General features: G+C 68.4%; 25 protein-coding genes. 14 read left to right on the top strand and 11 right to left on the bottom strand.

Annotated elements, in window-relative coordinates:
- Positions 1-17: 17 nt before the first annotated feature.
- The 5 genes from GO608_RS11330 (at position 18) to GO608_RS11310 (ending at position 5,719) form a co-directional block, all read left to right on the top strand.
- On the top strand, positions 18-2,378 hold the full coding sequence (locus GO608_RS11330) for a xanthine dehydrogenase family protein molybdopterin-binding subunit (RefSeq protein WP_169199708.1): 2,361 nt from the start codon (positions 18-20) through the stop codon (positions 2,376-2,378).
- Positions 2,379-2,384: 6 nt separating this feature from the next.
- Positions 2,385-2,636 carry a MoaD/ThiS family protein gene (locus GO608_RS11325; RefSeq protein ID WP_169199709.1) on the top strand — a complete coding sequence of 84 codons (252 nt, stop codon included), beginning with the start codon at positions 2,385-2,387 and terminating at the stop codon, positions 2,634-2,636.
- A 57-nt stretch (positions 2,637-2,693) separates the two neighbouring features.
- Positions 2,694-3,887, top strand: a complete 1,194-nt coding sequence (locus GO608_RS11320) for a CaiB/BaiF CoA transferase family protein (RefSeq protein WP_169199710.1) — start codon at positions 2,694-2,696, stop codon at positions 3,885-3,887.
- A 212-nt stretch (positions 3,888-4,099) separates the two neighbouring features.
- Positions 4,100-5,248: an ABC transporter substrate-binding protein gene (locus tag GO608_RS11315; protein WP_169199711.1), complete on the top strand. Its 1,149-nt coding sequence runs from the start codon at positions 4,100-4,102 to the stop codon at positions 5,246-5,248.
- Between the two features lie 114 nt (positions 5,249-5,362).
- The gene (locus GO608_RS11310) at positions 5,363-5,719 is read left to right on the top strand and encodes a DUF1622 domain-containing protein (protein ID WP_169199712.1); all 357 of its coding nucleotides are present in this window, start codon (positions 5,363-5,365) and stop codon (positions 5,717-5,719) included.
- Positions 5,720-5,838: 119 nt separating this feature from the next.
- Here the strand turns inward: GO608_RS11310 and GO608_RS11305 are convergent, their stop codons facing one another.
- Entirely contained in the window at positions 5,839-6,543 is a 705-nt protein-coding gene (locus GO608_RS11305) for a PRC-barrel domain-containing protein (protein WP_169199713.1), read from the bottom strand.
- 207 nt (positions 6,544-6,750) lie between these two features.
- Here GO608_RS11305 and GO608_RS11300 point away from each other — a divergent pair, with 207 nt between their 5' ends.
- Positions 6,751-8,208, top strand: coding sequence for a PQQ-dependent sugar dehydrogenase (locus GO608_RS11300; RefSeq protein WP_169199714.1), 1,458 nt, complete (start codon positions 6,751-6,753; stop codon positions 8,206-8,208).
- A gap of 81 nt (positions 8,209-8,289) precedes the next feature.
- On the opposite strand, the gene GO608_RS11295 is transcribed toward GO608_RS11300, so the two are convergent.
- Positions 8,290-9,003 carry a YlmC/YmxH family sporulation protein gene (locus tag GO608_RS11295; protein WP_169199715.1) on the bottom strand — a complete coding sequence of 238 codons (714 nt, stop codon included), beginning with the start codon at positions 9,001-9,003 and terminating at the stop codon, positions 8,290-8,292.
- A gap of 76 nt (positions 9,004-9,079) precedes the next feature.
- Positions 9,080-10,069 carry an SDR family oxidoreductase gene (locus GO608_RS11290; RefSeq protein WP_169199716.1) on the bottom strand — a complete coding sequence of 330 codons (990 nt, stop codon included), beginning with the start codon at positions 10,067-10,069 and terminating at the stop codon, positions 9,080-9,082.
- Between the two features lie 164 nt (positions 10,070-10,233).
- Between GO608_RS11290 and GO608_RS11285 the strand changes: the two genes are divergently transcribed.
- The 7 genes from GO608_RS11285 (at position 10,234) to GO608_RS11255 (ending at position 18,220) form a co-directional block, all read left to right on the top strand.
- Positions 10,234-10,767 carry a TRAP transporter small permease gene (locus GO608_RS11285; RefSeq protein ID WP_169199717.1) on the top strand — a complete coding sequence of 178 codons (534 nt, stop codon included), beginning with the start codon at positions 10,234-10,236 and terminating at the stop codon, positions 10,765-10,767.
- Between the two features lies 1 nt (position 10,768).
- Positions 10,769-12,085 carry a TRAP transporter large permease gene (locus GO608_RS11280; RefSeq protein WP_169199718.1) on the top strand — a complete coding sequence of 439 codons (1,317 nt, stop codon included), beginning with the start codon at positions 10,769-10,771 and terminating at the stop codon, positions 12,083-12,085.
- 43 nt (positions 12,086-12,128) lie between these two features.
- Complete coding sequence (dctP, locus tag GO608_RS11275) at positions 12,129-13,100, top strand: TRAP transporter substrate-binding protein DctP (RefSeq protein WP_169199719.1); 972 nt, start codon at positions 12,129-12,131, stop codon at positions 13,098-13,100.
- A gap of 23 nt (positions 13,101-13,123) precedes the next feature.
- Entirely contained in the window at positions 13,124-14,419 is a 1,296-nt protein-coding gene (locus GO608_RS11270; RefSeq protein ID WP_247003073.1) for a ferredoxin family protein, read from the top strand.
- Entirely contained in the window at positions 14,416-15,300 is an 885-nt protein-coding gene (locus GO608_RS11265; protein WP_247003071.1) for a thiamine pyrophosphate-dependent enzyme, read from the top strand. Before GO608_RS11270 ends, GO608_RS11265 begins: the two co-directional genes overlap by 4 nt.
- 7 nt (positions 15,301-15,307) lie before the next feature.
- Positions 15,308-16,903, top strand: coding sequence for an indolepyruvate oxidoreductase subunit beta family protein (locus tag GO608_RS11260; protein WP_169200145.1), 1,596 nt, complete (start codon positions 15,308-15,310; stop codon positions 16,901-16,903).
- Positions 16,904-16,978: 75 nt separating this feature from the next.
- Positions 16,979-18,220 carry an NnrS family protein gene (locus GO608_RS11255; RefSeq protein WP_169200146.1) on the top strand — a complete coding sequence of 414 codons (1,242 nt, stop codon included), beginning with the start codon at positions 16,979-16,981 and terminating at the stop codon, positions 18,218-18,220.
- 22 nt (positions 18,221-18,242) lie between these two features.
- On the opposite strand, the gene GO608_RS11250 is transcribed toward GO608_RS11255, so the two are convergent.
- The gene (locus GO608_RS11250) at positions 18,243-18,653 is read right to left on the bottom strand and encodes a DUF4332 domain-containing protein (RefSeq protein ID WP_169200147.1); all 411 of its coding nucleotides are present in this window, start codon (positions 18,651-18,653) and stop codon (positions 18,243-18,245) included.
- A gap of 578 nt (positions 18,654-19,231) precedes the next feature.
- On the opposite strand from GO608_RS11250, the gene GO608_RS11245 reads away from it, so the two are divergent.
- On the top strand, positions 19,232-19,450 hold the full coding sequence (locus GO608_RS11245; RefSeq protein WP_197531848.1) for a hypothetical protein: 219 nt from the start codon (positions 19,232-19,234) through the stop codon (positions 19,448-19,450).
- 67 nt (positions 19,451-19,517) lie between these two features.
- Here the strand turns inward: GO608_RS11245 and GO608_RS11240 are convergent, their stop codons facing one another.
- The 7 genes from GO608_RS11240 to GO608_RS11210 all read right to left on the bottom strand — a co-directional run bounded on the left by GO608_RS11240 (position 19,518) and on the right by GO608_RS11210 (position 24,877).
- Positions 19,518-19,922, bottom strand: coding sequence for a ribonucleotide reductase subunit alpha (locus GO608_RS11240; protein WP_169200148.1), 405 nt, complete (start codon positions 19,920-19,922; stop codon positions 19,518-19,520).
- Between the two features lie 76 nt (positions 19,923-19,998).
- Entirely contained in the window at positions 19,999-20,412 is a 414-nt protein-coding gene (locus GO608_RS11235) for an iron-sulfur cluster assembly scaffold protein (RefSeq protein ID WP_169200149.1), read from the bottom strand.
- Complete coding sequence (locus GO608_RS11230; RefSeq protein WP_169200150.1) at positions 20,409-22,100, bottom strand: NTP transferase domain-containing protein; 1,692 nt, start codon at positions 22,098-22,100, stop codon at positions 20,409-20,411. Before GO608_RS11230 ends, GO608_RS11235 begins: the two co-directional genes overlap by 4 nt.
- A 45-nt stretch (positions 22,101-22,145) precedes the next feature.
- Entirely contained in the window at positions 22,146-22,862 is a 717-nt protein-coding gene (locus GO608_RS11225) for an XdhC family protein (protein WP_169200151.1), read from the bottom strand.
- Positions 22,859-23,989, bottom strand: a complete 1,131-nt coding sequence (gene meaB / locus GO608_RS11220; RefSeq protein ID WP_169200152.1) for a methylmalonyl Co-A mutase-associated GTPase MeaB — start codon at positions 23,987-23,989, stop codon at positions 22,859-22,861. The genes GO608_RS11225 and meaB overlap by 4 nt, the downstream gene beginning before the upstream one ends.
- 74 nt (positions 23,990-24,063) lie before the next feature.
- Positions 24,064-24,450: a hypothetical protein gene (locus GO608_RS11215; RefSeq protein ID WP_169200153.1), complete on the bottom strand. Its 387-nt coding sequence runs from the start codon at positions 24,448-24,450 to the stop codon at positions 24,064-24,066.
- A gap of 34 nt (positions 24,451-24,484) precedes the next feature.
- Positions 24,485-24,877 carry a RidA family protein gene (locus tag GO608_RS11210; RefSeq protein ID WP_169200154.1) on the bottom strand — a complete coding sequence of 131 codons (393 nt, stop codon included), beginning with the start codon at positions 24,875-24,877 and terminating at the stop codon, positions 24,485-24,487.
- Between the last annotated feature and the right edge of the window lie 48 nt (positions 24,878-24,925).

Here is a 24,925-nt window from a genome sequence, read left to right as displayed (position 1 = left end):
CGGATCGGAGTCAAATCATGGAAAAGACCGCCAACGCTACACCCACGGCGAAGCAGACCTTGATCGGCACGCGCGTCAAGAAGCCCGACGCCCCCGACAAGGCCACCGGCAAGACGCGCTACATCAACGACATGGTGCTGCCGCAGATGCTGATCGGCAAGGTGCTGTTCGCCGGTCGGCCGCACGCGAAGATCGTCCGCATCGACACGTCCGCCGCGGAGCAGCTGCCCGGCGTCCACGCCGTGCTCACCGGCAAGGACGCCACCGGCCTCAAGTTCGGCTTCGTGCGCGACAACGTCGCCCTCAAGGACAAGGTGCGCTGCGAGCATGACGAGATCGCCGCCGTCGCCGCCGAGAGCGAGGACATCGCGCGCCAGGCCGTCGCGCTCATCGAGGTCGAGTACGAGGACCTGCCGGGCGTGTTCACGCCCGAGGACGGCGCCCGCGAAGACGCGCCGCTGATCCACGACAACTTCCCCGGCAACAAGAGCCTCGCCTTCGATTTCCAGCACGGCGACGTCGCCGCGGCCGAGGCGGCGTCCGACTTCGTCGTCGACAACGTCTTCCGCCCGCACCACGTCACCCACTGCTGCATGGGCACCTCTTGCGCCATCGCCGACTTCGACCACAACGGCAAGCTGACGATCTGGACGCAGACCCAGTACCCGTACAACTACAAGATGGACCTGGCGCCGGCGCTCGGCCTCCACCCCGGCGACATCCGCGTCATCCAGCCGCCGATCGGCGGCGCCTTCGGCTCCAAGCTCGACGTCTATCCCTACGAGCCCATCGCCGCCCTGCTGGCCCGGAAGACCGGCCGCCCGGTCAAGGTGATCTACTCGCGCGAGGAGGAGTTCAAGGCCTCGCCGACGCGCCAGCCGGCGATCATCCACATGCGCACCGGCTGCACGCGCGACGGCACGCTGACCTTCCGCAGCGCCGACGTGCTGCTCGACAACGGCGCCTACACTTCCTGGGGCCCGACCATTCCGGTCATCATGATGCGCACCGTCTCGGGCCACTACCGCGTGCCGGCGGTCGACTTCAAGGCCCAGGCGATCTACACCAACAACCCCTACGCCGGCTCCTTCCGCGGCTACGGGAACGTGCAGTGCACCTACGCCACCGCCCAGCAGATGGACATGCTCGCCGACATGGTGGACATGGACCCGCTCGCGTTCCACCTCAAGAATTCGCAGAAGTCCGGCGAGATCACGCCGCAGAAATCCTTCCTCAGGGAATGCGCCCTCGTCGAATGCCTCGAGACCGCGGCCCAGGCCAGCGACTACAGCCGCAAGCGCAAGGAATACGCGGCGCAGCAGGACGCGCCCGGCCGCTACAAGAAGGGCATCGGCCTCGCCTCGTCGATTCACAACGCGGGCGGCGCCAAGATCCACAAGTCGGACGGTATCGGCACCATCCTCAAGATGGACGACTACGCCCGCGTCACGGTCATCACCGGCGCCTCGGAAATCGGCCAGGGCATCGACGCGGTCATCACCCTGATCGTCTCCGAGGAGCTCGGCGTGCCGCTCGAGCACGTGACCCTCGTCAACAACGACTCTGACATCGCACCCTGGGACGTCGGCGTGCACGCCTCGCGCACCACCTTCATCGCCGGCAACGGCACGCGCCGCGCGGCGCGCAAGGCCAAGGCCCAGATCCTCGCGGCCGCCGAGAAAGTGCTCGGCGAGCCGGCGGAGACGCTGGAGCTGCGCGGCGGCTCGGTCGTGCGCGACCAGTGCGGCACCCCGATCATCAAGCTCGACCGCCTGTTGCGCCAGATGCACTTCCAGGCCGAGCCGGAGCTGGTGATGGTCACCGACTACTACGAGCCGAAGAGCGAGCCCGAGGGCGCCCAGCACATGTCCGACCACTCGGCCGCCTATTCCCACGCTGTGCATATCGCCGAGATCACCGTGGACACGCTGACCGGCGAGATCAAGGTGGACAAGGTCACTGTCGCCCAGGACGTCGGCCGCATCATCAACCGCATGGGCCTTGAGGGGCAAGTCGAGGGCGGGCTGGCCATCGGCCTCGGCTACGCGCTGAGCGAGAACATGCTGCTCGACCACGGCCTGCTGAAGAACGCCTCCTTCCGCGACTACAAGCTCATCACCGCGCCGGAGATGCCGCCGCTCGACCTGCACTTCATCGAGAGCGACTGCGCCGAAGGCCCGTATGGCGCCAAGGGCATCTCCGAGCTGCCGACCATCGTGATCGCGCCGGCCATCGCCAACGCGCTCTACAACGCGACCGGCGTGCGCATCTTCAACCCGCCGATGTCGCCGGAAACGGTCGCCCGCGCCATCCACGAGCGACGGATGCAGACAGCGCCCGGCAAGGCAACCACGCCCTCGGAAGCGCTGGCGGTGTGAACGCGCATGAAGCTGAAGTACTACGCCTGGCTGCGCGACAGCCTGGGCCGCGAGTCGGAAGAGATCGTGCTGCCACCCGAGATCAAAACCGTGGGCATGCTGCTCGACTGGCTGCCGAGCCAGGGCGAACGCTACAAGCGCGCCTTCGAGTACATCGACGTAGTGCTGGTCTCGGTCAATTCGCATTATGCCGATCGCAACCATCCGGTGCGTGACGAGGACGAAGTCATTTTGGCCCCCCCGATCGCGGGGGGGTGAGGAGAAGCTCTTGATATTCCAGATCTTGCCTGCCGAAAGCACCCGCCGGAGTGCCGCATGAGGCGCCGTACCGTCCTGTCGATGGAGCAAGCGCTGTCGATGCCGTACGCGACGCTGCGCTTCGCCCAGCTCGGCTGGCGCGTCATCCGCATCGAATCGACGCCCTCCCGTGGCGGCCTGCCCGGCGACCCGAACCGCTACATCGGCGCGAACGTCGTCGATGACGACCGGCGCACGTATTTCATCGCGCCGAACGTCGGCAAAGAGGCGATCGCGATCAACCTGAAGGAGCCCGACGGGCAGCTCCTGCTGCGTCGCCTCCTCGTCGAGCTCGACGTCGACGTGTTCTGCTGCAACACCGTGCCGCGCCGCTACGAGCAGCTCGGCATCGACTACGAAACGCTGAGCCGCACGAAGCCCGACCTGATCTGGGCGGGCATCTCGGCGATGGGCCCGGACTACCCGGACGCGCCGGGCTACGACCCGGTGCTGCAGGCGATGGCAGGCTACATGGAGCTCACCGGCGACGCCGACGGCCCGCCGACGCTCGCCGGCGTGCCGATCGTCGACCTCAAGGCGGGCGACGAAGTGTTTGCCAACGTCATGCTCGCGCTGCTCGAACGCGCCGAGACGGGCAAAGGCAGCCGCATCGACGTGTCGATGCTGCAGGCCGCGGCGTCGTGGCTCATCACGACGCTGCCGCTGCTCGACTTCGACTGCCAGCCGGCGGAGATCACGCGCTGCGGCAACGCACACCGCAAGTTCATCCCGACCAACGTCTACCCGACCGCGGACGGCTTCATCTACATGGCGATCGGCAGCGATGTGCAGTGGCGCCGGCTCACCGAGATCCCGAAGTTCGCCTCGCTCGCCGCCGGCATCCGGGCGACGAACGAAGGGCGCCACAAGGAGCGCGACGCGATTCATCGCGACATGGCCGCAGTGACGGCGCGCTTTGCGACAGCTGAGATCGCCGCGGATTTTCGCGACGCGACGATCCCGCACGCGCCGATCCACGACATTCCCGCGGTACGCGACATGGAAGCCGTGCGCCGCCGTCTGACGACGACGCGCACCCCCGACGGCCGGCTCGTGCACATGCAGCCGATGGCCGTCGACGTCGCCGGCGCGAGCGGCGAACTGGCGTTTCCGGCGAAGTACGGAGAGGACACCTGCGCGGTGCTGCGCGAAGCGGGCTACGCGGACGAGGCGATCGCGCAGCTGCGCGAACGGGGCATCGTCGCCGGCTGAGCGTGCCGCAACGGCACCGAACGAAAGGCGGCTCGACTGCAGCGTGTCGGGCCGGCGCGGGCGCTGCACCGGGAGAAGCAGCCCGCGCCGCATTTCCATGCCTCCCGGAAAGCATTTTCGAGTGACAGCGAGGTAGGCCTTTCGAATTCTGAATTCTTCACGCGCAGCAGCAATCCGGTCTTTTTGGTCCACACCGCAGGAGACAAGAAAACATGAAAATGAAAACGATGCTGATGGTCCTGTCAGGGCTGTTCCTGACAGCCTCCCTGCCGTCCCACGCGCAGGTCAGAATCGGCGTGGTTTCGTCCGCGACCGGCCCGACGGCGCTGGTCGGCATCCCGCAGAAGAACACGGTGGCGCTGTTGCCGGCGAAGATCGGCGACCTCACCGTCGAGTACATCGCGCTCGACGACGCGAGCGACCCGACCGCGTCGGTGACCGCGGTCAAGAAGCTGATCTCGGAGCAGAACGTCGATGCGATCATCGGACCGTCAGGCTCGCCGAACGCGATGGGCGTGATCCAGTTCATCGCCGAGGCCGGCGTGCCGCTGCTCGCGCCGGTCGGCACCGCGGCGGTCGTCACGCCGATGGACGACAAAAAGAAATGGGTGTTCAAGACCACCCAGAACGACGACATCATCGCCAAGGCGTTGATGGAGCACATGGTCAAAAGCGGCGTGAAGACGGTCGGCTTCATCGGCGTCGGCGATCCGTACGGCGAAAACTGGCACAAGGTGTTCTCCGCGCTCGCCGCCGCCAACGGCATCCAGATCATCGCGAACGAGCGCTTCCAGCGCCAGGACGCGTCGGTCACCGGCCAGAGCCTGAAGATCCTTGGCGCGAACCCCGACGCGGTGCTCGTCGCCGCGGCCGGCGGGCCGGCAGTGCTGCCGCAAACGACGCTGCGCGACCAGGGGTACACCGGGCGGATCTACCAGACCCACGGCGCCGCGCTGCCGGACTTCCTCAAGCTCGGCGGCAAGAAAGTCGAAGGCACGATCCTCGCCGCGAGCCTGATGCTGGTGCTGCCCGAGATCGCCGACAGCAACCCGTCGAAGAAAGTCGCGACCGAGTACATCGCTGCGTACGAAAAGGCGTACGGCTCGCGGCCGGCGACCTTCGGCGCCAACGTCTATGACGCCGGCCTGCTGCTGCAGCAGGCGATCCCGCTCGCCGCGAAGACTGCCAAGCCCGGCACGAAGGAGTTCCGCGCGGCGCTGCGCGACAACCTCGAGCGGACCAGCGAGCTGATCGGCACGCAGGGCGTCTACAACATGACGAAGGACGACCACAGCGGCTTCGACGAACGCGGCCGCGTGCTGATCGCGGTCAAGGACGGCGGCTGGACGCTGGCGAAGTAAGCGTCAACGGGGCCGCGCCGTCGCCGACGCGCGGCGCCCCGTTGAAACGGCAGCATCGGTGAGGAATGGCGGTTGCAAGCGCGGAGCGACACTGCGCAAAGGAAAGCCTCCCCGATGTTCGGCCAGACGGAAGAATGGGTGCGTACGGGCGTCGAGTGGCTGCGGCTTTTCGTCGAGACACTCGGCGCGCTCGTCATCGCCGTCGGCATCGCGGTCGCGCTACGAGGGCTGGTGGCTCACTGGCGCGAACGCCGCCACGACGACTTCAATGCCGTGCGCCTCGGCTTCGCACGCTATCTCGCGATGGCGCTCGAGTTTCAACTCGCGGCCGACATCCTGTCGACGGCGATCGCGCCGACCTGGGAGCAGCTCGGCAAGCTCGCCGCCGTCGCGGTGATCCGGACCGGGCTCAATCACTTCCTGATGCGGGAAATCCGCGAAGAGCGGGACGAAAAAGTCAGCGGCTCCTGATATGCCGACCTCTCGCCTACCCTCCCGGTCGCGGGCGCGCGTCGATCGACAGCGCCGGGTCACGGGCAGGGCACAACGCAAAACCGCACGGCATGGCGACTGCGCCACACGTCGATCGCTCACGGATAGCCCGCGCTGCGCGCAGCCTCGTCCCGCGTCATCGTGAGCCGCACCAGCCCCACGCCCCAGTCGATGCGATCCACCGCTTCAACGGGGATCAGGACGTGCCCGCTTCCCACCCAGTTGCGCTTGTCGACGAGCAGGTAGCTGACGCGCCAGTCCTCGTCGTCGATGAGGAAGTCTTCGACGGTGCCGATCGTGCCATCGGTCGCCTCGATGTCGTATGCGATCACTTCCGCGCCACTGCGCAGATGAGAACGTTCAGCGGCCTCGATCTCGCGTTCGGCAATCGCTTCCAGCTGGCTCACTTCGTTCCCCGGCTGCAGTTGCGCCGTTCCGAGCAGCATGCCGAACGAGCCGCCGGCCCGGCTGGGCGGGTCGTTCCAGTGAAAGTCGTCGCGATAATGGGCGGCATGCGCCATTTCGTAATGTCTCGAGATGGGGTGGCCGGTGGCGACGGGCGGGCTCTTTTCGACCTGCTCGCGCGTCAGGCTCGTCGCAATTGCCTCGCCACTCCGGGCTCCCCGGCGAAGCGCGCGCGGCGAGATCAGCACGTCGCGCTCGCGCAGCCAGTCCCCGGACCGGACGACAAAATAGCGCACACCCCATCCTTCGGCGTCGAAGTACACATCCTCGACGCAGCCGATCGTGCCGTCGACAGCATCGATCGGGTAACCCTGCAGCTTCGTCAGTCGATAGAACATCGCGGTCTCCTTCGGTCCGCCGGTTGCAGCGAAAACCGCTCCGTCCGGCGGTCACGGTGTCGTCATTCGCGGTGCCGGCTCCTTCAGCATCCTTTCGCCGCGCGCGCCGGGCCGCACCATGGTGTCCGATTGGCAAGCCCCATGCCCGATTCGAGCGGCACGCCGCTTGCATGAGCTTCGCCCCGAGCCGGGCGAGGAGACGAGACCATGACAGATTCCGATATCACGCCGACGGTGGCGCGCCGCGCCCGGCATGACTGGCGAAAGGGAACAGTGCCCGGCGCCGGGCCGGTAGCGGCGCCCCCCTTGGGCCGTCCTCCCGGCCGCCCGGCGCTCCTGGCGCTGCTGTGCTCGCTGAGCCTCGCCGCGTGCACCGAGACTGCGCGGCTGCCCCCTTCCGCGAGCCTCGGCCCCGACCCGGTGCTGCCGCCACCGGCGAAGTCGCTGATCCCGACAGTCGATATCGCGCCGGCAGTCGGCTGGCCGTCGGGTGCGCAGCCCGTCGGCGCGCCAGGAACGCGCGTCCAGGCTTTTGCCGGCGACCTCGACCACCCGCGCTGGCTGTACGTGCTGCCCAACGGCGACGTGCTGGTTGCCGAGACCAACGCGCCGCCGCGACCGAAAGACCGGCAGGGCATCAAAGGCTGGGTCATGGCGCAGGTGATGAAGCGCGCCGGCGCGGCAGTGCCGAGCGCGAACCGCATCACCCTCTTGCGCGATGCCGATGGCGATGGCGTCGCCGAAGGGCGGTTCGCGTTTCTCGAAGGGCTCAACTCGCCGTTCGGCATGACGCTCGTCGGCAGCGACCTGTATGTCGCGAACACCGACGCGCTGGTGCGCTTTCCGTACCGCGACGGCGACACGCAGATCGCCGCCGCCGGCGTCCCGGTCGTCGCGCTGCCGGGCGGACCCCGCAACCACCACTGGACGAAGAACGTCATCGCCAGCCCCCACGGCACGCGGCTCTACGTGACGGTCGGCTCGAACAGCAACGTCGCCGAGCACGGCATCGACGCCGAATCCGGCCGCGCGGCGATCTGGGAAGTCGACCCGGCGACCGGCGCGCACCGCATTTTTGCGAGCGGCCTGCGCAACCCGAACGGCCTCGACTGGGAGCCGCAGACCGGCAAGCTGTGGACGGTCGTCAACGAGCGCGACGAACTCGGCAGCGATCTCGTGCCGGACTTCCTGACGTCGGTTGCCGACGGCGGCTTCTACGGCTGGCCTTACAGCTACTTCGGCGCACACGTGGACGAGCGGGTCAAACCGGCGCGCCCCGAACTCGTCGCCCGCGCGATCAAACCGGACTACGCGCTGGTGCCGCACAGTGCGGCCCTCGGGCTCGTGTTCGGCGAAAAAAGCGCGCTGCCGCCGCCGTTCCGCGACGGCGCCTTCATCGGCCTGCACGGCTCGTGGAACCGGCGACCGCCGAGCGGCTACAAAGTGGTCTTCGTCCCGTTCTCCAATGGCGCTCCATCCGGCGAGCCGATCGACGTGCTGACCGGCTTCGTCAATGACGACGGCGAGGCGCAGGGCCGTCCGGTCGGCGTCGCGATAGACAGCCGCGGCGCGCTGCTCGTTGCGGACGACGTCGGCAATGTTGTCTGGCGCGTCTCGGCCAGCGATGCCGCAACAGGCGCAGGGACGGCCGGAAGCGGGCAGTGAAGTTCTTTCAAGGCGCTGTACTTCTTGCCGGGCGGCGGCCGGAGCAGGCCGGCCGGCCCGCGCTCCACCCCCGCAGAACGTCTACGCTTTCGCTGCCTTCTCGACCTCGGCGCGCGCAATATTCAGGCGCACTTCGCGCGTCGCCCAATCGACTTTCGCGACGGCGCTGGTCGGCAGCCGCAGGTGGTCGCTCGGCAGCCAGGTGCGCGTGTCGATGACGATGTCCGTGATGCGCCAGTCGCTGTCGTCGATGAGGAAGTCCTCGATGTGCCCGGCCGGTCCGTCGGTCGCGACGAGGCGGTAGCCGATCACCTCCTCGCTGCTGCGCAGATGCGACTCGCGCGCGCGCTGCTCGGCTTCCTTCAGCTCGCGCACGCGCTCACCGGCGGCTTCACCGCGCGGCGTCAGGGTCACCGACGGTTCGCCGCTGACCGGGTGCGGCGACGAGCCCCACAGGTAAGGCCCGTCCCAGTAGAACGGGTAGCCGTAGTAGCGCGCGTGCGCTTCCTCGAACTGCCGTGACACCGGCATGTCCTGGTCCGCCCCGGGGCTGTTGCGCACCTGCTCGCGGGTCAGCGCGACTGCGATCTCCCGGTCGCTGCCCGCGTCACGCCGGATCGAGGACGGCGAGATCAGCACTTTGCGTCCGCCGATGCCCTCGTCGCCCGCCTCGACTTCGAGGTAGCGTACGACCCAGCGCGCGTCGTCCAGATACACGTCGCGCACCGCGCCGATCCTGCCGTCCGTCGCAACGAGATGCCGATCGAACAATTCGCCCTTCGCCCTGAGAAGCATGGCTGCCTCCTTGGATTTGGTGGTCGTAGGCTGGGACGAGCAAACGGCGTTCCGTGCAGCGCGGGCGTGAGGCATCTCACGACCAGACGCCGAACAGCGTCCCGATCGTCCCGAGCACCGCGAGCCCGAGCGCGACCATCGCCCAGCGGTGGGTTGCCCACCACAGCGCCGGAGCGGACGACGTCGCGCGGTCGTCGAAGCGTCCGTGCGCGCCGCGGTCGCCGGGCAGCGGCTCGTGCAGGTTGTCGGGACGTCCGGCCGGATCGGCATGATCGGTGAGCTGCCCCTCGTAAGCCTGGAAAGCCAGGCGCCGGTCGAGAAAGCCCGGCACGAGCCGCGTGCCGAGGATCGCTTGGGCTGCCGGCAACCCGACCCACAATTCACGGCGCCGATGCGTCCCCGCCCAGTAGATGCCGCGCGCGGCGATCTCCGGCTGGAAAATCGTGCCGAGCGGCTGCGGGCGCTTGCCCATGCAGTTGCGCGCCCAGTCGAACTGGGGCGTATTGAACGCGGACAACTGCACCATCGTGACGTGGACGCGGCTCTTGTCGTGGATCAACTCGCTGCGCAGCGAATCGATGAAGCCGCGCGTCGCGCTCTTGGCGCCGCAGTAGGCCGATTGCAGCGGAATCGAGCGATACGCGAGCGCCGAGCCGACTTGCACGATCGTGCCCGAGTCGCGCGGCTTCATGTGCCTGAGCGCTGCGAGCGTGCCCCACACCGAGCCGAGGTAGGTGACGTGCGTCGAACGGGTGAAGTCTTCCGGGCGGGTGTGCAGGAAATCGCAGAAGACTGTCGCCATCGCGTTGTTCACCCACACGTCGATGCGCCCCCACTCGCGCTCGACGCGCGCCGCCGCGGCATCCACTTGCGCGTGGTCGGCGACGTCGGTCGGCACGGCGAGCGCCTCGCCGCCGGCCTCCGCAACATCGCGGCACGCACCTTCGAGGCCTTCGGGGCTGCGTGCGAGCAGCGCGACGCGCCAGCCGTGCCGCGCGAACTCCATTGCGGTTGCCCGCCCGATGCCGGCCGAGGCGCCGGTGACGACAACGACTTTCTTGTCCATTTTTTCCCCTGGCCGGAAGCAAGGGCGCGGCAGCAATCGCAATGCCCGCCGGTCCCCGCACGCACCGGGTCGCCATCGGCGACCGCTCGCCCCCCCTTCACGGGGAGTGCAGGAATCGTGGGATGTGCCAATAATTTGCTTCCGCACCGCCAAGGGAGCTCAACATGGCATTGCAGGAAGCAACGGCCGTGCAGGCCGTTTCGTTCGGCTCGCTCCGCTACCGCTATTACCATCACCTGATGAACGCCTGCGGCCTCGTCGCCGCGCTGCTGCTCGGCGCGATGGCGCTGCTGGTGTGCGCCGACGTCGTCCTGCGCAACGTCGGCGGCGGTTCGATCGCGTGGAGCACCGAGATGACCGAGTACATCCTGATGGTCGCGACTTTCGTCGCGGCGCCGTGGCTGCTCTATCTCGGCGACCACATCCGCGTCGACGTCCTCGTCCGCGAGGTTTCGGCGCCGATGCGCCGGCGCCTCGAACTCGCGACGGACCTGCTGTGCTTCGTCATCTGCGCGGTGCTCGCGTGGCAGGCCCTCGCCGTCGCCCGCGACGCCGCCGCGCAAGGCAGCGTCGTGTTCAAGGTGCTGGTGATTCCCGAGTGGTGGCTGAACCTCCCGATGATCTTCGCGTGCACGCTGCTCGCGATCGAGTTCGCGCGCCGCTTCGCCCGCGCGCTGCCTGGCGCCGGAGGCGGCTGACATGGAATGGTACTGGGCACTGCTGCTGATGCTCGGCCTGATGTTCGGGCTGATGGCGGTCGGCGTTCCGGTCGCGTTCACGTTCCTCGGCGTGAACCTCGTCGGCGCGTGGATCTTTCTCGGCGGCGAGGCGGGACTCGGCCAGCTCGTGCGCAACTCGGTCGGTTCGATCACCAGCTTCTCGCTGACGCCGATCCCGCTGTTCGTGCTGATGGGCGAAGTGCTGTTCCACACCGGACTCGCGTTCCGCGCGATCGAGGCGATCGAGCGGCTGATCGCGCGCCTGCCCGGGCGCCTGTCGGTCGTGTCGGTGCTCGGCGGCACGACGTTCGCCGCGCTGTCCGGGTCGACGATCGCGAACACCGCGATGATGGGCGGCGTGATGCTGCCCGAGATGTTGAAGCGCGGCTATCACCCGACGCTGGCGATGGGCCCGATCATGGCCGTCGGCGGCATCGCGATGCTGATCCCGCCGTCGGCGCTCGCCGTGATGCTCGGCAGCCTCGCCGGCATTTCGATCGCGCAGCTGCTGATCGGGGGCATCCTGCCCGGGCTGCTGATGGCCGCCTGCTTTCTCCTCTATGTGATCATCCGCTGCCGCCTCGATCCGCAGCTCGCACCGATCGACGAAGCCGCTCCGGTCGCAGGCGCATGGGCGCGCTGGAAGCCGTTCGTGCGCGACGTGCTGCCGCTGTTCTCGATCTTCGCCGTGGTCGTCGGCAGCATGCTCGCCGGCTGGGCCTCGCCGACCGAGTCGGCCGCGATCGGCGCGGTCGCGTCGGTGATCGCGACGATCTGCTACCGCGCGCTGACGCTGCGCGCGCTGCACAAGTCGCTGGTCGAAACCGCGCGGGTGTCGGTCGTGATCCTGTTCGTGCTCGTCGCCTCCACGACGTTCGCGCAGCTGCTGAGCTTTTCCGGCGCGACCAGCGGCCTGCTCGGCGTCGTCAGCGAACTGCAGCTCTCGCCGCTGATGCTCGTGCTCGGCATGCTGCTGATCCTGCTCGTGCTTGGCTGCGTGATCGACCAGATCAGCATGATGATGATCACGCTGCCGTTCTTCATGCCGCTCGCGAACGCTGCCGGCATCGACCCGGTATGGCTCGGCGTGATGATGCTGGTGTCGATGGAACTCGGGCTGCTGACGCCGCCGTTCGGCCTCTTGCTGATGGTGATGCAGTCGGTCGCGCCGCCGCCGATCCAACTGCGCCAGATCTACGCTGCCGCGACGCCGTTCGTGCTGATCGAGGTCGCCGTGCTCGGCCTCATCGTCGCCCTGCCGTGGCTCGCAGTCGGCCTGCCGCGGCTGATGCACTGACCCGCACTTTTTCCGCCCCCCACCTCTTAGGGAGAACGACAAGATGAGTTCCAGGACCCGCAAACTCGCGATCGGCGCCCTGATCGCACTGCTCGGCAGCGGCGCGCACGCCGCGGAAATCACGCTCAAGGCGGTCAGCGCCTTCGGCCAGGACACGTTCTTCAACCAACGCTTCAAGACTTTCGTCGAGAAGGTCAACCGCGAAGGCAAGGGCCTCGTGAAGATCCAGGTCGTCGGCGGGCCCGAATCGATCCCGCCGCTCGAAGTCGGCAACGCCGTGCGCGCCGGCGTCGTCGACTTCGCCAACACCACCGGCGTGTTCCACGCGACGCTGGTGCCCGAAGCGATCGCCGGCTCGCTCGCCGAAAAACCGATCGCCGAGCTGCGCGCGAACGGCGGTCATGCGCTGCTCGACCGCATCCACCGCGAAAAAGGCAACATGGTATGGCTCGCGCGCGTCTCCGACGGGCTGCAATACCACATCTACGCGAACAAGAAAGTCAGCGGCGGCGATTTTTCGGGCTTGAAGCTGCGCAGCGTGCCCGTGTATCGCGCGTTCTTCCAGTCGCTGGGTGCTACGCCGCTGCAGGTGCCGCCGGGCGAAGTGTTCACCGCACTCGAGCGCGGCGTCGTCGACGGCTACGGCTGGCCGTCGGTCGGGATCTTCGATCTGGGCTGGCAGGAAAAGACCAAATACCGCATCGAGCCCGGCTTCTACAACGTCGAAGTCGGTTTCTACATGAACCAGAACAGCTGGAAAAAGCTCGACGACGCGCAGCGCGCGTTCCTCGAAAAACAGGTCGCCTGGGTCGAATCGCACAACGTCGACGATCTTGCCGCGGCCGACGCGGAGAAGGCGCGGCAGGCTGCGGCAAACATCGAGACCCTCCCGATTCCGGCCGAACAGGCCGCGCAGTTCCGCAGCCGGGCGTACGAGGCCGGCTGGAAAGGCATCGAGCAGGCGAGCCCGCAGCACGTCGCGAAACTTCGCGAGCTGTTCGGCAGCGGCCGCTGAAGCGGTGAACCGAGTCTCGAACCATGGCTGAGCGTTCGTTCAAGAAGGAAGTCGGGCAGCTGCGCATCCCTGCGGGCGAGGAGTTCCGCGGCGAAGGCATCCTCGCGGTGACGAAAGCGCTGCTGCAGTCGGGAGTCGGCTACGTCGCCGGCTACCAGGGTTCGCCGATCTCGCACCTGATGGACGTGCTCGCCGACGCGAAAGACATCCTCGACGAGCTCGGCGTGCATTTCGAGGCGAGCGCGTCCGAAGCGACTGCGGCAGCGACGCTCGCGGCGTCGGTGATGTACCCGATTCGCGGCGCGGTGACGTGGAAATCCACGGTCGGCACGAACGTCGCGTCCGACGCGCTGGCGAACCTCGCGTCGGGCGGCGTCACCGGCGGCACGCTCGTCATCATCGGCGAAGACTACGGCGAAGGCTCGTCGATCATGCAGGAGCGCTCGCACGCGTTCGCGATGAAGTCGCAGATGTGGCTGCTCGACCCGCGCCCGAACCTCGAATCGATCGTCAAGGCGGTCGAGGACGGCTTCGAGCTGTCGGAAGCGAGCAACACGCCGGTGATGCTCCAGATGCGCGTGCGCTCGTGCCACGTGCACGGGCGCTTCATCACGCGCGAAAACCGCCGCCCCGCTTTCACGCTCGCCGAGGCGCTGGAAAACCCGAAGCGCGATGTCGGTCGCATCGTGCTGCCGCCGGCGTCGTTCGCGCACGAGCACGAGAAAGTCCGCGAGCGCTGGCCGGCAGCAGTGAAGTTCATCCGCGAACGCAAGCTCAACGAGTTCTTCGACGGCGATTTTTCGGATATCGGCCTGATCCTGCAAGGCGGCCTCTACAACGGCGCGCTCCGCGCGCTGCAGCTCCTCGGGCTCGCCGATTCGTTCGGCAACACGCGCCTCCCGCTGTACGTCATGAACGTGACGTATCCGGTCATCGACGACGAAGTGCTCGAATTCTGCGAATCCAGGCGTGCTGTGCTGCTGCTCGAGGAAGGCCAGCCGGATTTCATCGAGCAGAACCTGCACGCGATCCTGCGCCGCGCAGGCTGTGCGACCGTGCTCGCCGGCAAGGACGTGCTGCCAATGGCCGGCGAATACACGACCGAAGTGATGCGCGACGGCATCGCAGCGTTCCTCGCCGCGCACGCGCACGCCCTGGCCCCCGCCCTGCCCGCCTCCGCCCTGCCCCCTCGGCCCCGCCGCCGGCTGCCGTGCCGCTGCGCTTTCACCCGAAAGTCACGGCGCTCGCCTCGGTCGTGCCGGCGCGCCCGGCGGGTTTTTGCACTGGCTGCCCGGAGCGCCCGATCTTCGCCGCGATGAAGCTCGTCGAGGCCGACCTCGGCGAACATCACATCTCGTGCGACATCGGCTGCCACCTGTTCTCGATCCTGCCGCCGTTCAACCTCGGTGCGACGACGATGGGCTACGGCCTCGGCGCAGCGTCGAGCGCGGCGTTCAACGTGAAGGGCGGCAGGCGCGCGATCTCGGTGATGGGCGACGGCGGCTTCTGGCACAACGGGCTCGCGTCCGGGATCGGCAACGCGGTGTTCAACAAATACGATGGCGTCATCGTCATCGTCGACAACTTCTACGCGTCGGCGACCGGCGGCCAGGACATCCTGTCGTCGCGCGCGGACAATCCCGACCGCGCGACGAACAACCCGATCGAGGCCGCGGTGCGCGGCGTCGGCGTCAAGTGGCTGCGGGTCATCGACCGCACTTACGACGTCGCACGGCTGCGCGACACGCTCGAAGAGGCGCTGACGACGCCGGAGCCCGGCCCGAAAGTCATCATCGCCCAGTCCGAATGCATGCTGAACAAGCAGCGCCGGGTGAAGCCGATCTTCAACAAAGCGGTGAAGGCCGGCGAGCGGGTCATCAAGGAGCGCTTCGGCGTCGATGCGGATGTCTGCAGCGGCGACCACGCGTGCATCCGCCTGTCGGGCTGCCCGTCGCTGACGCTCAAGGACAGCGGCGACCCCCTGAAGGAAGATCCGGTCGCGTACGTGGACGCGAGTTGCGTCGGCTGCGGCAACTGCGGCGAAGTCGCCGACGCGGCGGTACTGTGCCCGTCGTTCTACCGCGCCGACCTCCTCCACAACCCGACGCGGCGCGACCGCCTGCTCTCGCGCGTGCGGGGCGCGGTGATCGGCTTCCTGCAACGCCGTCGCGCCGCGCGTCTCGCCGGCTCCGCGCTATGAGGAAACCATGACGAAGCGCATCACATTTCATCCCGGCACGCCGATCAGGATCGCGATCCTCGCGATGGGCGGCCAGGGCGGCGGCGTGCTCGCCGACTGGATCGTCGAGATGGCCGAGCGCGCCGGCTGGTGGGCGCAGACGAGCTCGGTGCCGGGCGTCGCGCAGCGGACCGGCGCGACCGTCTATTACCTCGAGCTGCTGCCCGAGTCGGCGGCGCACGCGGCCGGCCGGCCGCCGGTGCTCGCGATGATGCCGACGCCCGGCGACGTCGATCTCGTCGTCGCCGCCGAATTGATGGAAGCCGGGCGCGCGATGCAGCGCGGGCTCGTGACGCCGGAGCGCACGACGCTGATCACCTCGACGCACCGCAGCTACGCGGTCGCCGAGAAATCCGCCCCGGGCAACGGCATCGCCGATCCGAACAAGGTCATCGACGCCGGGCGCGCGGCGGCGAAGCGGCTGCTGTGCTTCGATCTGCAGCAGATGGCCGAGCGCGCCGGCAGCGTGATCTCGGCGAGCCTGTTCGGCGCGATCGCCGGCGCCAAAGTGCTGCCGTTCGCGCGCGAAATGTTCGAGGAGACGATCCGCGATGGCGGCGTGGGCGTCGAGGCGAGCCTGCGCGCGTTCGCGCTCGGCTTCGAGGCAGCCGCGCAGGCGCCCGCGGACTTTGCGCCGATCGACACGTCACGCCCGCCCCCCGAGGTGCCGGAGCGCGCAGCCAGCCCGCACGCGCAGGCGCTGCTCGACGCCGTGAAACGCGACTTTCCGGCAGGCACGCAGCCGATGCTCGTCGCCGGCCTGCGCCGCCTGATCGACTTTCAGGACATCGCCTACGCGGCCGAATACCTGCGCACGCTGCAGACCCTGCGCGAGCTCGACGAGCGCAGCGGCGGCGGCGCGCACGACTGGGCGCTGACGCGCGCCGCAGCCCGATACGTCGCGGTCGCGATGAGCTACGACGATGTGATCCGCGTCGCCGACCTCAAGACGCGCGGCAGCCGTTTTGCGCGCGTGCGTGACGAAGTCGGCGCGAAACCCGACCAGCTCCTCTACACGACTGAATTCATGCACCCGCGCTTCGAGGAAATCTGCGGCGTGTTGCCGGCAGGCCTCGGGCGCCGGCTCGAGCGCTCCAAAGCGTTTGGCGATTTCTTCCGCCGCCATGTCGAGAAAGGCCGTCGCGTGCGCAGTGGCACGCTGACGGGGTTCCTCGCGCTGTACTGCGCGGCCGGCATGCGGCAGTTTCGCCGCGGCACGTTGCGCCATCAGGTCGAGACCGCGCACCTGCGCGACTGGCTCGCACGCGCGACCCGCATCGCCGCCGCCGACTACGCGCTTGCCGTCGAAGTGCTCGAGTGCCGCCGGCTGATCAAGGGTTACAGCGGCACGCACGACCGCGGCGACAAACGCTTCGCCCGACTGATGGAAGCCGCCGACCAGTTGCTCGGCCGGGCCGATGCCGCCGCGACGCTGCACCGGCTGCGCGACGCCGCGCTCGCCGACGAGGAAGGCCACGCACTCGACGCCCAACTCGCAGGCCTTCTCCGCGGGCCTTTCACGCCCCCGCAAGAAACCCGCCGCCCGGGTCATGTCGCGGCCTGAGGCGGAGCGGACCGGTCTCCGCGGCCGCACCCGTCATATCCGTTGCGCACGCTGCGCCGCCCGGGGGCGAATAGAATGAAGCCCCTCGATGAATTTCGCGCTCCGCCGATGTCCCCGCCGCCATTCCCGTCCCTGTCGGCCCCCGTGTGGGCGAGCGCCTTTCGGCCGTTCTACCTGCTCGGCGCGCTCTATGCGCCGCTGCTGATGGCCGTCTGGGCGGGCGCGTACCTCGGCGCGTGGGGTGTGCCGGTTTCGGCCGCGACACCGCTCGCGCTGTGGCACGGCCACGAAATGCTCTTCGGTTTCGCCGCCGCGATCATCACCGGCATCGTGCTGACCGCGTTGCCGAGCTGGGCCGGCACACCGGAAATCCGCGGCGGCCGGCTCGCGCTGCTGGTCGCGCTGTGGCTCGCCGGCCGGCTCGCGTGCTGGGCGACGCCGTGGCTGCCGCCGCTGTCGGTCACCGTCGTCGACAGCCTGCTTTTCGCCGCGCTGTTCATCATGCTCGCGCCGCAACTGTGGCGCGCGGCGAACCCGCTCTACCTGCTGCTGCTGCCGATCCTCGCCGCGTTCTTCGGCGCCAACCTCGCCTATCACGCCGGAATCGCCGCCGCCGACCCGACCCTGGCCGGCCTCGGCCTGCGCGCCGGCGTCTATGCGGTGATCGTGCTGTACGTGCTCAAAGGCGGCCTCCTCACGCCGATTTTCACCGGCAACGCGCTGCGCGAGAAAGGCCGCGGCGACCAGGCGCCGTTCCGCGCCGGGCTCGAGGCCGCGGCAGTCGTCGTCGTCGTCGTGCTCGCCGTGCTCGATCTGGCCGCGGCGCCGGCGCACTGGACCGGTGCCGCGGCCTTCGCCTGCGCGTCGATCCACGCTTGGCGTGTCGCGCGCTGGCAGGGCTGGCGCGTCGCCGACGTGCCGCTCGTCCTCGTCATGCACCTCGGCTTCGCGTGGCTGATCTTCGCGTTCGCGCTGAAAGCCGCCGCGGAACTGGCCGGCGTCGTCCCGGAAGCCGCGTGGCTGCACGCCTTCACCGTCGGCAGCCTCGGCATGATGATGGTCGGCCTGATGGTGCGCGTGAGCCTGCGCCACACCGGCCGCCCGCTCGCGCTGCCGAACGCGATGCGCGTCGCCGGCGTGCTCGTGTTCGCTGCAGCCCTGGCGCGGCTCGCCGTGACGGTCCATGACTTGGGAGCGTGGGCGGTCGCGCTCGCGGCGCTGCTATGGAGCGCCGCGTTCGTGATCTACCTCGCGCGCTTCGGCACGATCCTGGTAGGTCCGAGCGTGCCACGGGCCCGCGCAAAACGACACGTCTGAGCGACGCCGCACAAACCGCGCGTCAGTATTCGAGCATGCGAGGCAGCGTCTTGGCCTCTTCCACCCATCTTGCGACCTCGGTCTGAGCCGGCATCCGTCGAGTGAGCTTCATTTTTTCGTTTGCCGCCTGCATCGCCTCGGTGAGATTGGCGACGTTTCGTCGCGACAGCTCCGGCACGGTATCCACACCGGCCGCTTCGAGGAGCTCGGAATACTCCGATCCCACCCCTTTGATCCGGAACAGATCCGCCATGTTGGCGAATTTCAGAATCTGATCTTCAGGAATTTTCGTTTTTTCAGCCAGTTCTTTCCGCTGCTGCGGCGTACGACAATGCGCCAGTAGCGACGCCGCACTTCCGATGCCGGCGCCACGAAATTTTTCCGCTGTCACCGCGCCGATGCCTTCCACCTCTTCGATTTTTGCGTTTGGCATTTCATGCCCCCTTTGCCGATTGACTGCGCTGCCTGTCGTTGAAAACCTGTCACTGGGAGCAAGCCGGCTTTGATACCCCACTCGCCGATCGATTCGGCGGAATCGTTCTTATGTCCGCCGCCGGCTGCTTTCCCTTTTTCCGGCCGTGGGCGCGTGAATGTGGGCAGCACCTGAAGAACCTCCCGGCATCGCCTTCCTCTCCGTCCGGCACCGGAGCCGCAGCACGAGTTATGCCAATGAGCTTCAAAGGCCTGATTTTTCAGGATTCGTGGTTATCGATTCGGGGAAAATGTAACGGAGTTGTAAATTTTTACGACACGCGTTCGCTGTTGCTGCCGAAACAACCGCCGAAGTGTTCGATTCAATCGAACAGAACGTCGAAAAGTGATCGAATGCTCTCGCCAGCTTTGCCCGGAAAACCGCAACGGAATCCGCAAGAACAATATTCCGTCAATATTTTCAAATGCTTAATTGGCGCGCGCGACCTTGCGACTTATTGGCATGCGTCGTGCTGAAGTCCGATCGAGCGCAGCACCGGCTCAGTGGAAACTTCAATGACGCGGACGAGGAGAAATATCATGTCAAAGCTGACCATCAGGGACCTGCCCGTCACGCAGGGACGGAAAGGCGAGGAAGGCAAGGCGATCCGTGCGTTGTCCCGCGAGGAACGGCGCGAAATCCGGGGCGGCCGCTCCGTGGCGGTGACCGTCGATGGGACGGGCACCGGAACCGTGGACGACTTCGGAATCAACATCGCGATCTTCGAAGGTCGCATCAACGGCTCGTACATCCTGTAAGGGGCGAGCTCACAGCCGCGACAGGCGCAGGAACGCCCCTGCCGACAGGCCAACGCAGGCAGGCCGATCAGGGGAGCCGGACCTGCTCGCCGTCCGGGCGATACATCAGCAGATGGCTGACCAGCCCGCCCTGGATCGACTTGATCATGGATTCGAGCGCTTTCTGCGTCGCCTCGTCGCTCGGTTCCCGGTCTCCCTGCCCGCCCAGGCAGCCGACGAACACCATGTCCCAGGGTTTCCCCATGCGGCGCGATTCCTCGACCAGCTCGGCGAAGCTGTGGATTTCGTCGGTCTTCTTGTCCACGTACATCACCGGGGCGAGCGCGCCGCCCTGGCCGTTTTCGAAGCGGCGCTTCTCTTCCGCTGTCGCGCCTTCGGGCAGTTCCGCCCGCGCGAAAACGAACAGCAGCCGCTGCGGCTCGGGTTGCTGCCGCGCAGCCTCGAGGAGGCTTTCAAAGCCTGAAATGACCATTTTCCTGCCCTTCCTGTGATGGGAACGAAGCGCATTCTGTCACAGCGCGCCGGGCAGTTCCTTACGCGCCGCTTCCTCAGCCCGCGGCGACGGCTTTCGCGAGAGCTTCGAACGGGATCAGCACGCAGCCGTGGCGGCTGCGGTGCTGGCGCACCGGCTCGAACACCGCCAGTTCGGCCCAGCCGTCCGGCCGCTCGCCGCCAGCGAGCATCGCTGCGACTGCGGCGCGCAGCGCTTCGGAGTCGGCGGCGGACAGGCCGACGCCGTGCAGGCCGATCACCGACGCGGCGGCGCGGCACAGCAGGCAGCCTTTCACCTCGTGGGCGAGCGCGACGATGCGACCGTCGGCGACGCGGACTTCCATGCGCACGCGGTCGCCGCACACCGGGCTGTCGCGCATCGCCGCGCCCGACGGCGCGTCGAGCTTACCCGCGCCGCATGCGGCCGCCGCGAGTTCCTTGATGCGCTGGTTGTAAAGTGCCTCGATCACGTGACCGGCTCCTCGACGATGCCGCTGCCGGTCTGGGCGACCAGCGACGCTTCGGCCTGCGCGAGATCGCCGGGCCGGTCGACATCGACGAAGATCGCGTCGTCGTCGATTGCGACCCGCTTCACGCGGTCGGCGTTGTGTTCGAGGAGGCCGCGCGCGCCCTGGTCGCCGCCGAGGCTCGCCATCGCGACGAAGAACTCGCGCGGCCACAGGATCGGGTTGCCGCGGCGGCCGTCCTTCTCGGGCATGACGATCGACGGCGCTGCAGGGTCGAAGGCCGCGATGACGCGGTCGACATGTTCGGCAGTGATCCGGGGCATGTCGCCGAGCAGCACGATCACTGCGTCGATGTCGTCCGGCAGCGCCGCGAGGCCGTGGCGCAGCGAGCTCGACATGCCTTGCGCGTGGTCCGGATTATCGACGATCGTCGCCCCGCTCGCCGCGAGCGCCGTCCCGACCGCTTCGGCCTCGTGTCCGACGACGACCGTCACCGATTCGGCGCGCGACGCGCGGGCCGCATTGACGGCGCGCAGCACCATCGGCACGCCGCCGACCTCGATCAGCAGCTTGTTCGCGGCGCCCATGCGCGACGACCGCCCGGCCGCCAGCACGAGCGCGGCGACGCGCGGAGCGCCCGGCTGGCGCGGCGCTGCGGCACCTTCGCCGTTGCCGTCCTCCGCATCTTCTGCCGCATCGTCTTCCGCTTCGAGCGGACTGCGGATCAGGCCGCCGACGCCCAGGCGCATGATGTCCTCGCGCGTCGGGGCGAGCCCGGCGAGCAGCCGCTGCAGCACCCAGTCGAGTCCGTTCGTGCGCCGCGAGCGGCCGCAGCCGGGCAGGATCACGACCGACACGCTGCCGACATGGGCGAGCACGAGCATGTTGCCCGGTTCGACCGGCATGCCGAAATGGTCGATTTGTCCGCCGGCGGCCGTGACCGCTGCGGGCGCGATGTCGTTGCGGTCTTTCGCGACCGTCGCACCCGAGACGAGCACCAGCTCGCAGCCGGACGCGAGCGCCTGGCGCACCATCGCTTCGAGCGCCCCGCGCTCGTGCGCGCAGCGCAGCACCAGCGCGAGGCGGCTGCCGAGCGCGTCGAGGCGGTGGCGGGTCGCGGCGACGGTTCCGGCGAAGATGCTTTCCTTCATGCCGGGCAGCTCGCTCATGATCAGCGCGACGCGGTGCGGTTTCAACTCGGCGACGCGCAGCAGCGGGCCGGCCGAGGCGATCTCGCGGCACGCTTCGATGAGGCGCGGCGGCACTGCGAACGGGATGATCTTGACGGTCGCGACGACCTGGCCCGGGCGTGCGAGCGCGTGCTGCGGCAGCGTGCCGATCGCGACCGCCTCGTCGAGCAGGTTGAGGCGATCGATGCGCTCGACGTCCACCTGCACGATGCCGCGCAGCGAGGCGTGCAGGTTGCAGCGGCCGGTGTAGGGCCGGCGCGTTTCGGCATTCGTGTCCGGTCCGGTCAGCAGCGCCGCGATCTGCGCCGCCGCGGCGTCTTCCGCGACGTCGCCGGGCGCGAGGCGCGCGCCGAGGACCGAGTCGATGCCCGCGTCGCGCAGCCACGCGAGATCCGCTGCAGCGAGCGTGCGGCCTTTTTTCAGCGTCCTGCCGCCGGCTTTCAGGGTATGCGCGAGCATCACGCCCAAAGCGGCATCCGTGTCGAATTCACCGAAAATCATGGAGTTCTCCAGGACTGTAGCGGGTCCGTTCCGGCCGCGCTGCGCTCATCTTCCGCGATGCCTCGCCTGGACCACTTGGGCGAGGATCGCGACGGCGATCTCGGCCGGAGCGCGCCCGCCCAGGTCGAGCCCGACCGGCGCGTGAATGCGGGGAACCGCGTTTTCGAGCCCCGCTTCGGCGAGCCGCGCGACGCGCTTCGCGTGGGTTCGGGTGCTGCCGAGCGAACCGATGTAGAACGCGTCGCTCTGCAGCGCGACGATCAGCGCCGGATCGTCGAGCTTCGGGTCGTGCGACAGCGTGACGACAGCGGTCTGCGCGTCGATGCCGAACCGCTCCAGCGCCTCGTCGGGCCAGTCGGTCGTCACGCTGACGCCGGGCAGGCGCTGCGGCGTCGCAAACGCGCGCCGGGGGTCGACGACGATCACTTCGAAGCCCGCGATCGCGGCCATCGGCGCGAGCGCTTGCGCGATATGCACTGCGCCGACGATGACGAGCCGCGGCGCGCCGACGTGGCAGCGCGCGAACAGCGCGCCGTCGGCCGATGCGAGCGCGCCGCTGCGGTCGGCACGCAGGCGCTCGCGCGTCTCGGCAAGCTGCTCCGGCGTCAGCGCCAGCGCGCCGGAAAACCCCTCCTGGTTTTCGTTTGCGCTTTCCTCTTCGTGCACCAGCGCCGCTTCGCCGTCGGCGAGCCGCGTGACCACCGCGACCGGCCGCTTCGCGCGACGATCGGCGAGAAGCCGCTCGAACATCGCCGCTTTCATTCGATCCGCTCCACGAGAACCTGCACCCGGCCGCCGCACGCGAGGCCGACTTCCCACGCCTGCTCGTCGCTGACGCCGAACTCCAGCAGGCGCGGCCTGCCGTCGGCGATGACCTCCTGCGCTTCGCCGATCACCGCGCCTTCGATGCAGCCGCCGGACACCGAGCCCAGGAACGCTCCGCTCTCCTCGATCGCGAGATGGCTGCCTTCGGGGCGCGGCGACGAACCCCAGGTCCGCACCACCGTCGCGAGGGCGACACCACGGCCCGCCGCACGCCAGCGCCGCAGCTGCTCGAAAAGTTCGTCGTCGGTCGCGGGCGCCGCCGGCGTCGCGTCGCTCGCTCCCGCCGAGGACGCGACGCGCAGCCGCCGGCCGATGCCGGTGACGCCGGCGTGCGCGTCGATCCGGTCCGCGAGCTCGGCGATCCCTTCGCTACTCGTCGCGACCGTGCGCAGCACCGGCACCGTCCAGCGTTCGTCGCGCTGCAGTCCGCCGCTCGTCTGCAAGTCGAGCATCGTGCGCGCGGCGAGCGGCGAGTCGCCCTTGTTCACGACAAGGATGTCGGCGATCTCGAGAATGCCCGCCTTGATCGCCTGCACTTCGTCGCCGAGTCCCGGTGGACACACGACGACGTTGGTGTCGGCGACGCGGCTGATCTCGACTTCGGACTGCCCGACGCCGACCGTCTCGACGATGACGACATCGAAGCCCGCGGCGTCGAACACATCGACGAGCTGCGCGGTCGTGCGCGACAGGCCGCCGAGGTGGCCGCGCGACGACAGCGAACGGATGAACACCCGCTCGTCGACGCCGTGCCCGCCCATCCGCACGCGGTCGCCGAGCAGCGCACCGCCGGTGACCGGGCTCGACGGATCGACGGCGACGACCGCAATGCGCCGGCCGCGCGCGAGCAATTCACCGAGGAGCGCGTTGATCAGCGTCGATTTGCCGGCACCGGGCGCGCCGGTGATGCCGACGACGTGGGCACGGCCGCGGTGCGACGCGAGGCTCGCGAGGAGTTCGGCGGCGCCGGGCCGGCCGTTTTCGACCGCGGTCAGCGCGCGCGCCAACGCCGGACGCGAGCCGCCGATGACTGCGACCGGATCGATGTCTTCGGAAAGGCTCATGGCTGCAGTGCCGTTTGTTTGACTTCCAACCATCTTGCCCGTGTGCGCGCGCTCGCGCAACCGCGCATGCGGCGTCAGTGCCGTGGAAACACGAGCCCGAAGTCCTCGACGAAATCGGCCAGGCCGGCGTCTTCGAGGTCTTCGAGCGTCCTCAGCATGTAAGGATGCAGCTTGCCGCAGCGCACGAGCGGCGCGACCTGCGCGAGGCCGTCGGCAAGCACCGCGGCGAGCGCGTCACGGTCGGCGACGAGCAGCATCGCGACGTCCGCGTCGAAATCCCCGCGATAGCCGCGCAGCGACACATCCGCGCCGTCGGGCGTGCCGCGCCACACGAGCATGCTGCCGTGGCGCGCGGCGAAATCGTGCTTCGTCAGCACGCCGACCGCGGCGTCCGCCGCGCGCACGCCTTCGCGGTCGAGCATCGCTTTCCACGATGCGCAGTCGAGAAGTTCGTCGCTCATCGCGTCATCCCCGCAGTCTCGCGAAGTGCCGCGTTCAGGCCGGCAGCATCGCCGTGACCTCGATTTCGACTTTCGCGCCCTTCTCGACGAAGCCGGCGACCTGCAGCGCCGTCATCACCGGGAAATGCTTGCCGATCAGCTCGCGATACACTGCGCCGATTTCGGGGAGACGAGCGTTGTACTCGACGCTGTCGGCGAGATACCAGTTCATCCGCACGATATCGGTCGGACGCGCATCGGCGGAGGCGAGGATCGCGACGATGTTGCTCAAGGCCTGGCGGACCTGGGCGACGAGGTCGTCGCTGCGGAACTGCTCCTGTTCGTCCCAGCCGACCTGACCGGCGACGAACACCATGCGCCCGCTCGCGACGATCCCGTTTGAATAGCCTTTGGGGCGTGCCCATCCGGGCGGTTGCAGAAATTGCATCGGTTCGATCTCCTTGCGTTTTCGAGTGGGCAGTGCAGCCGCGCCCGC

The organism is Aromatoleum buckelii (assembly GCF_012910785.2).
In the GTDB taxonomy this organism is placed as follows: Bacteria; Pseudomonadota; Gammaproteobacteria; order Burkholderiales; family Rhodocyclaceae; genus Aromatoleum; species Aromatoleum buckelii.
The sequence above is the reverse complement of the archived record's forward strand: the minus strand, read 5'-3'. Positions and strand labels throughout refer to the sequence as shown.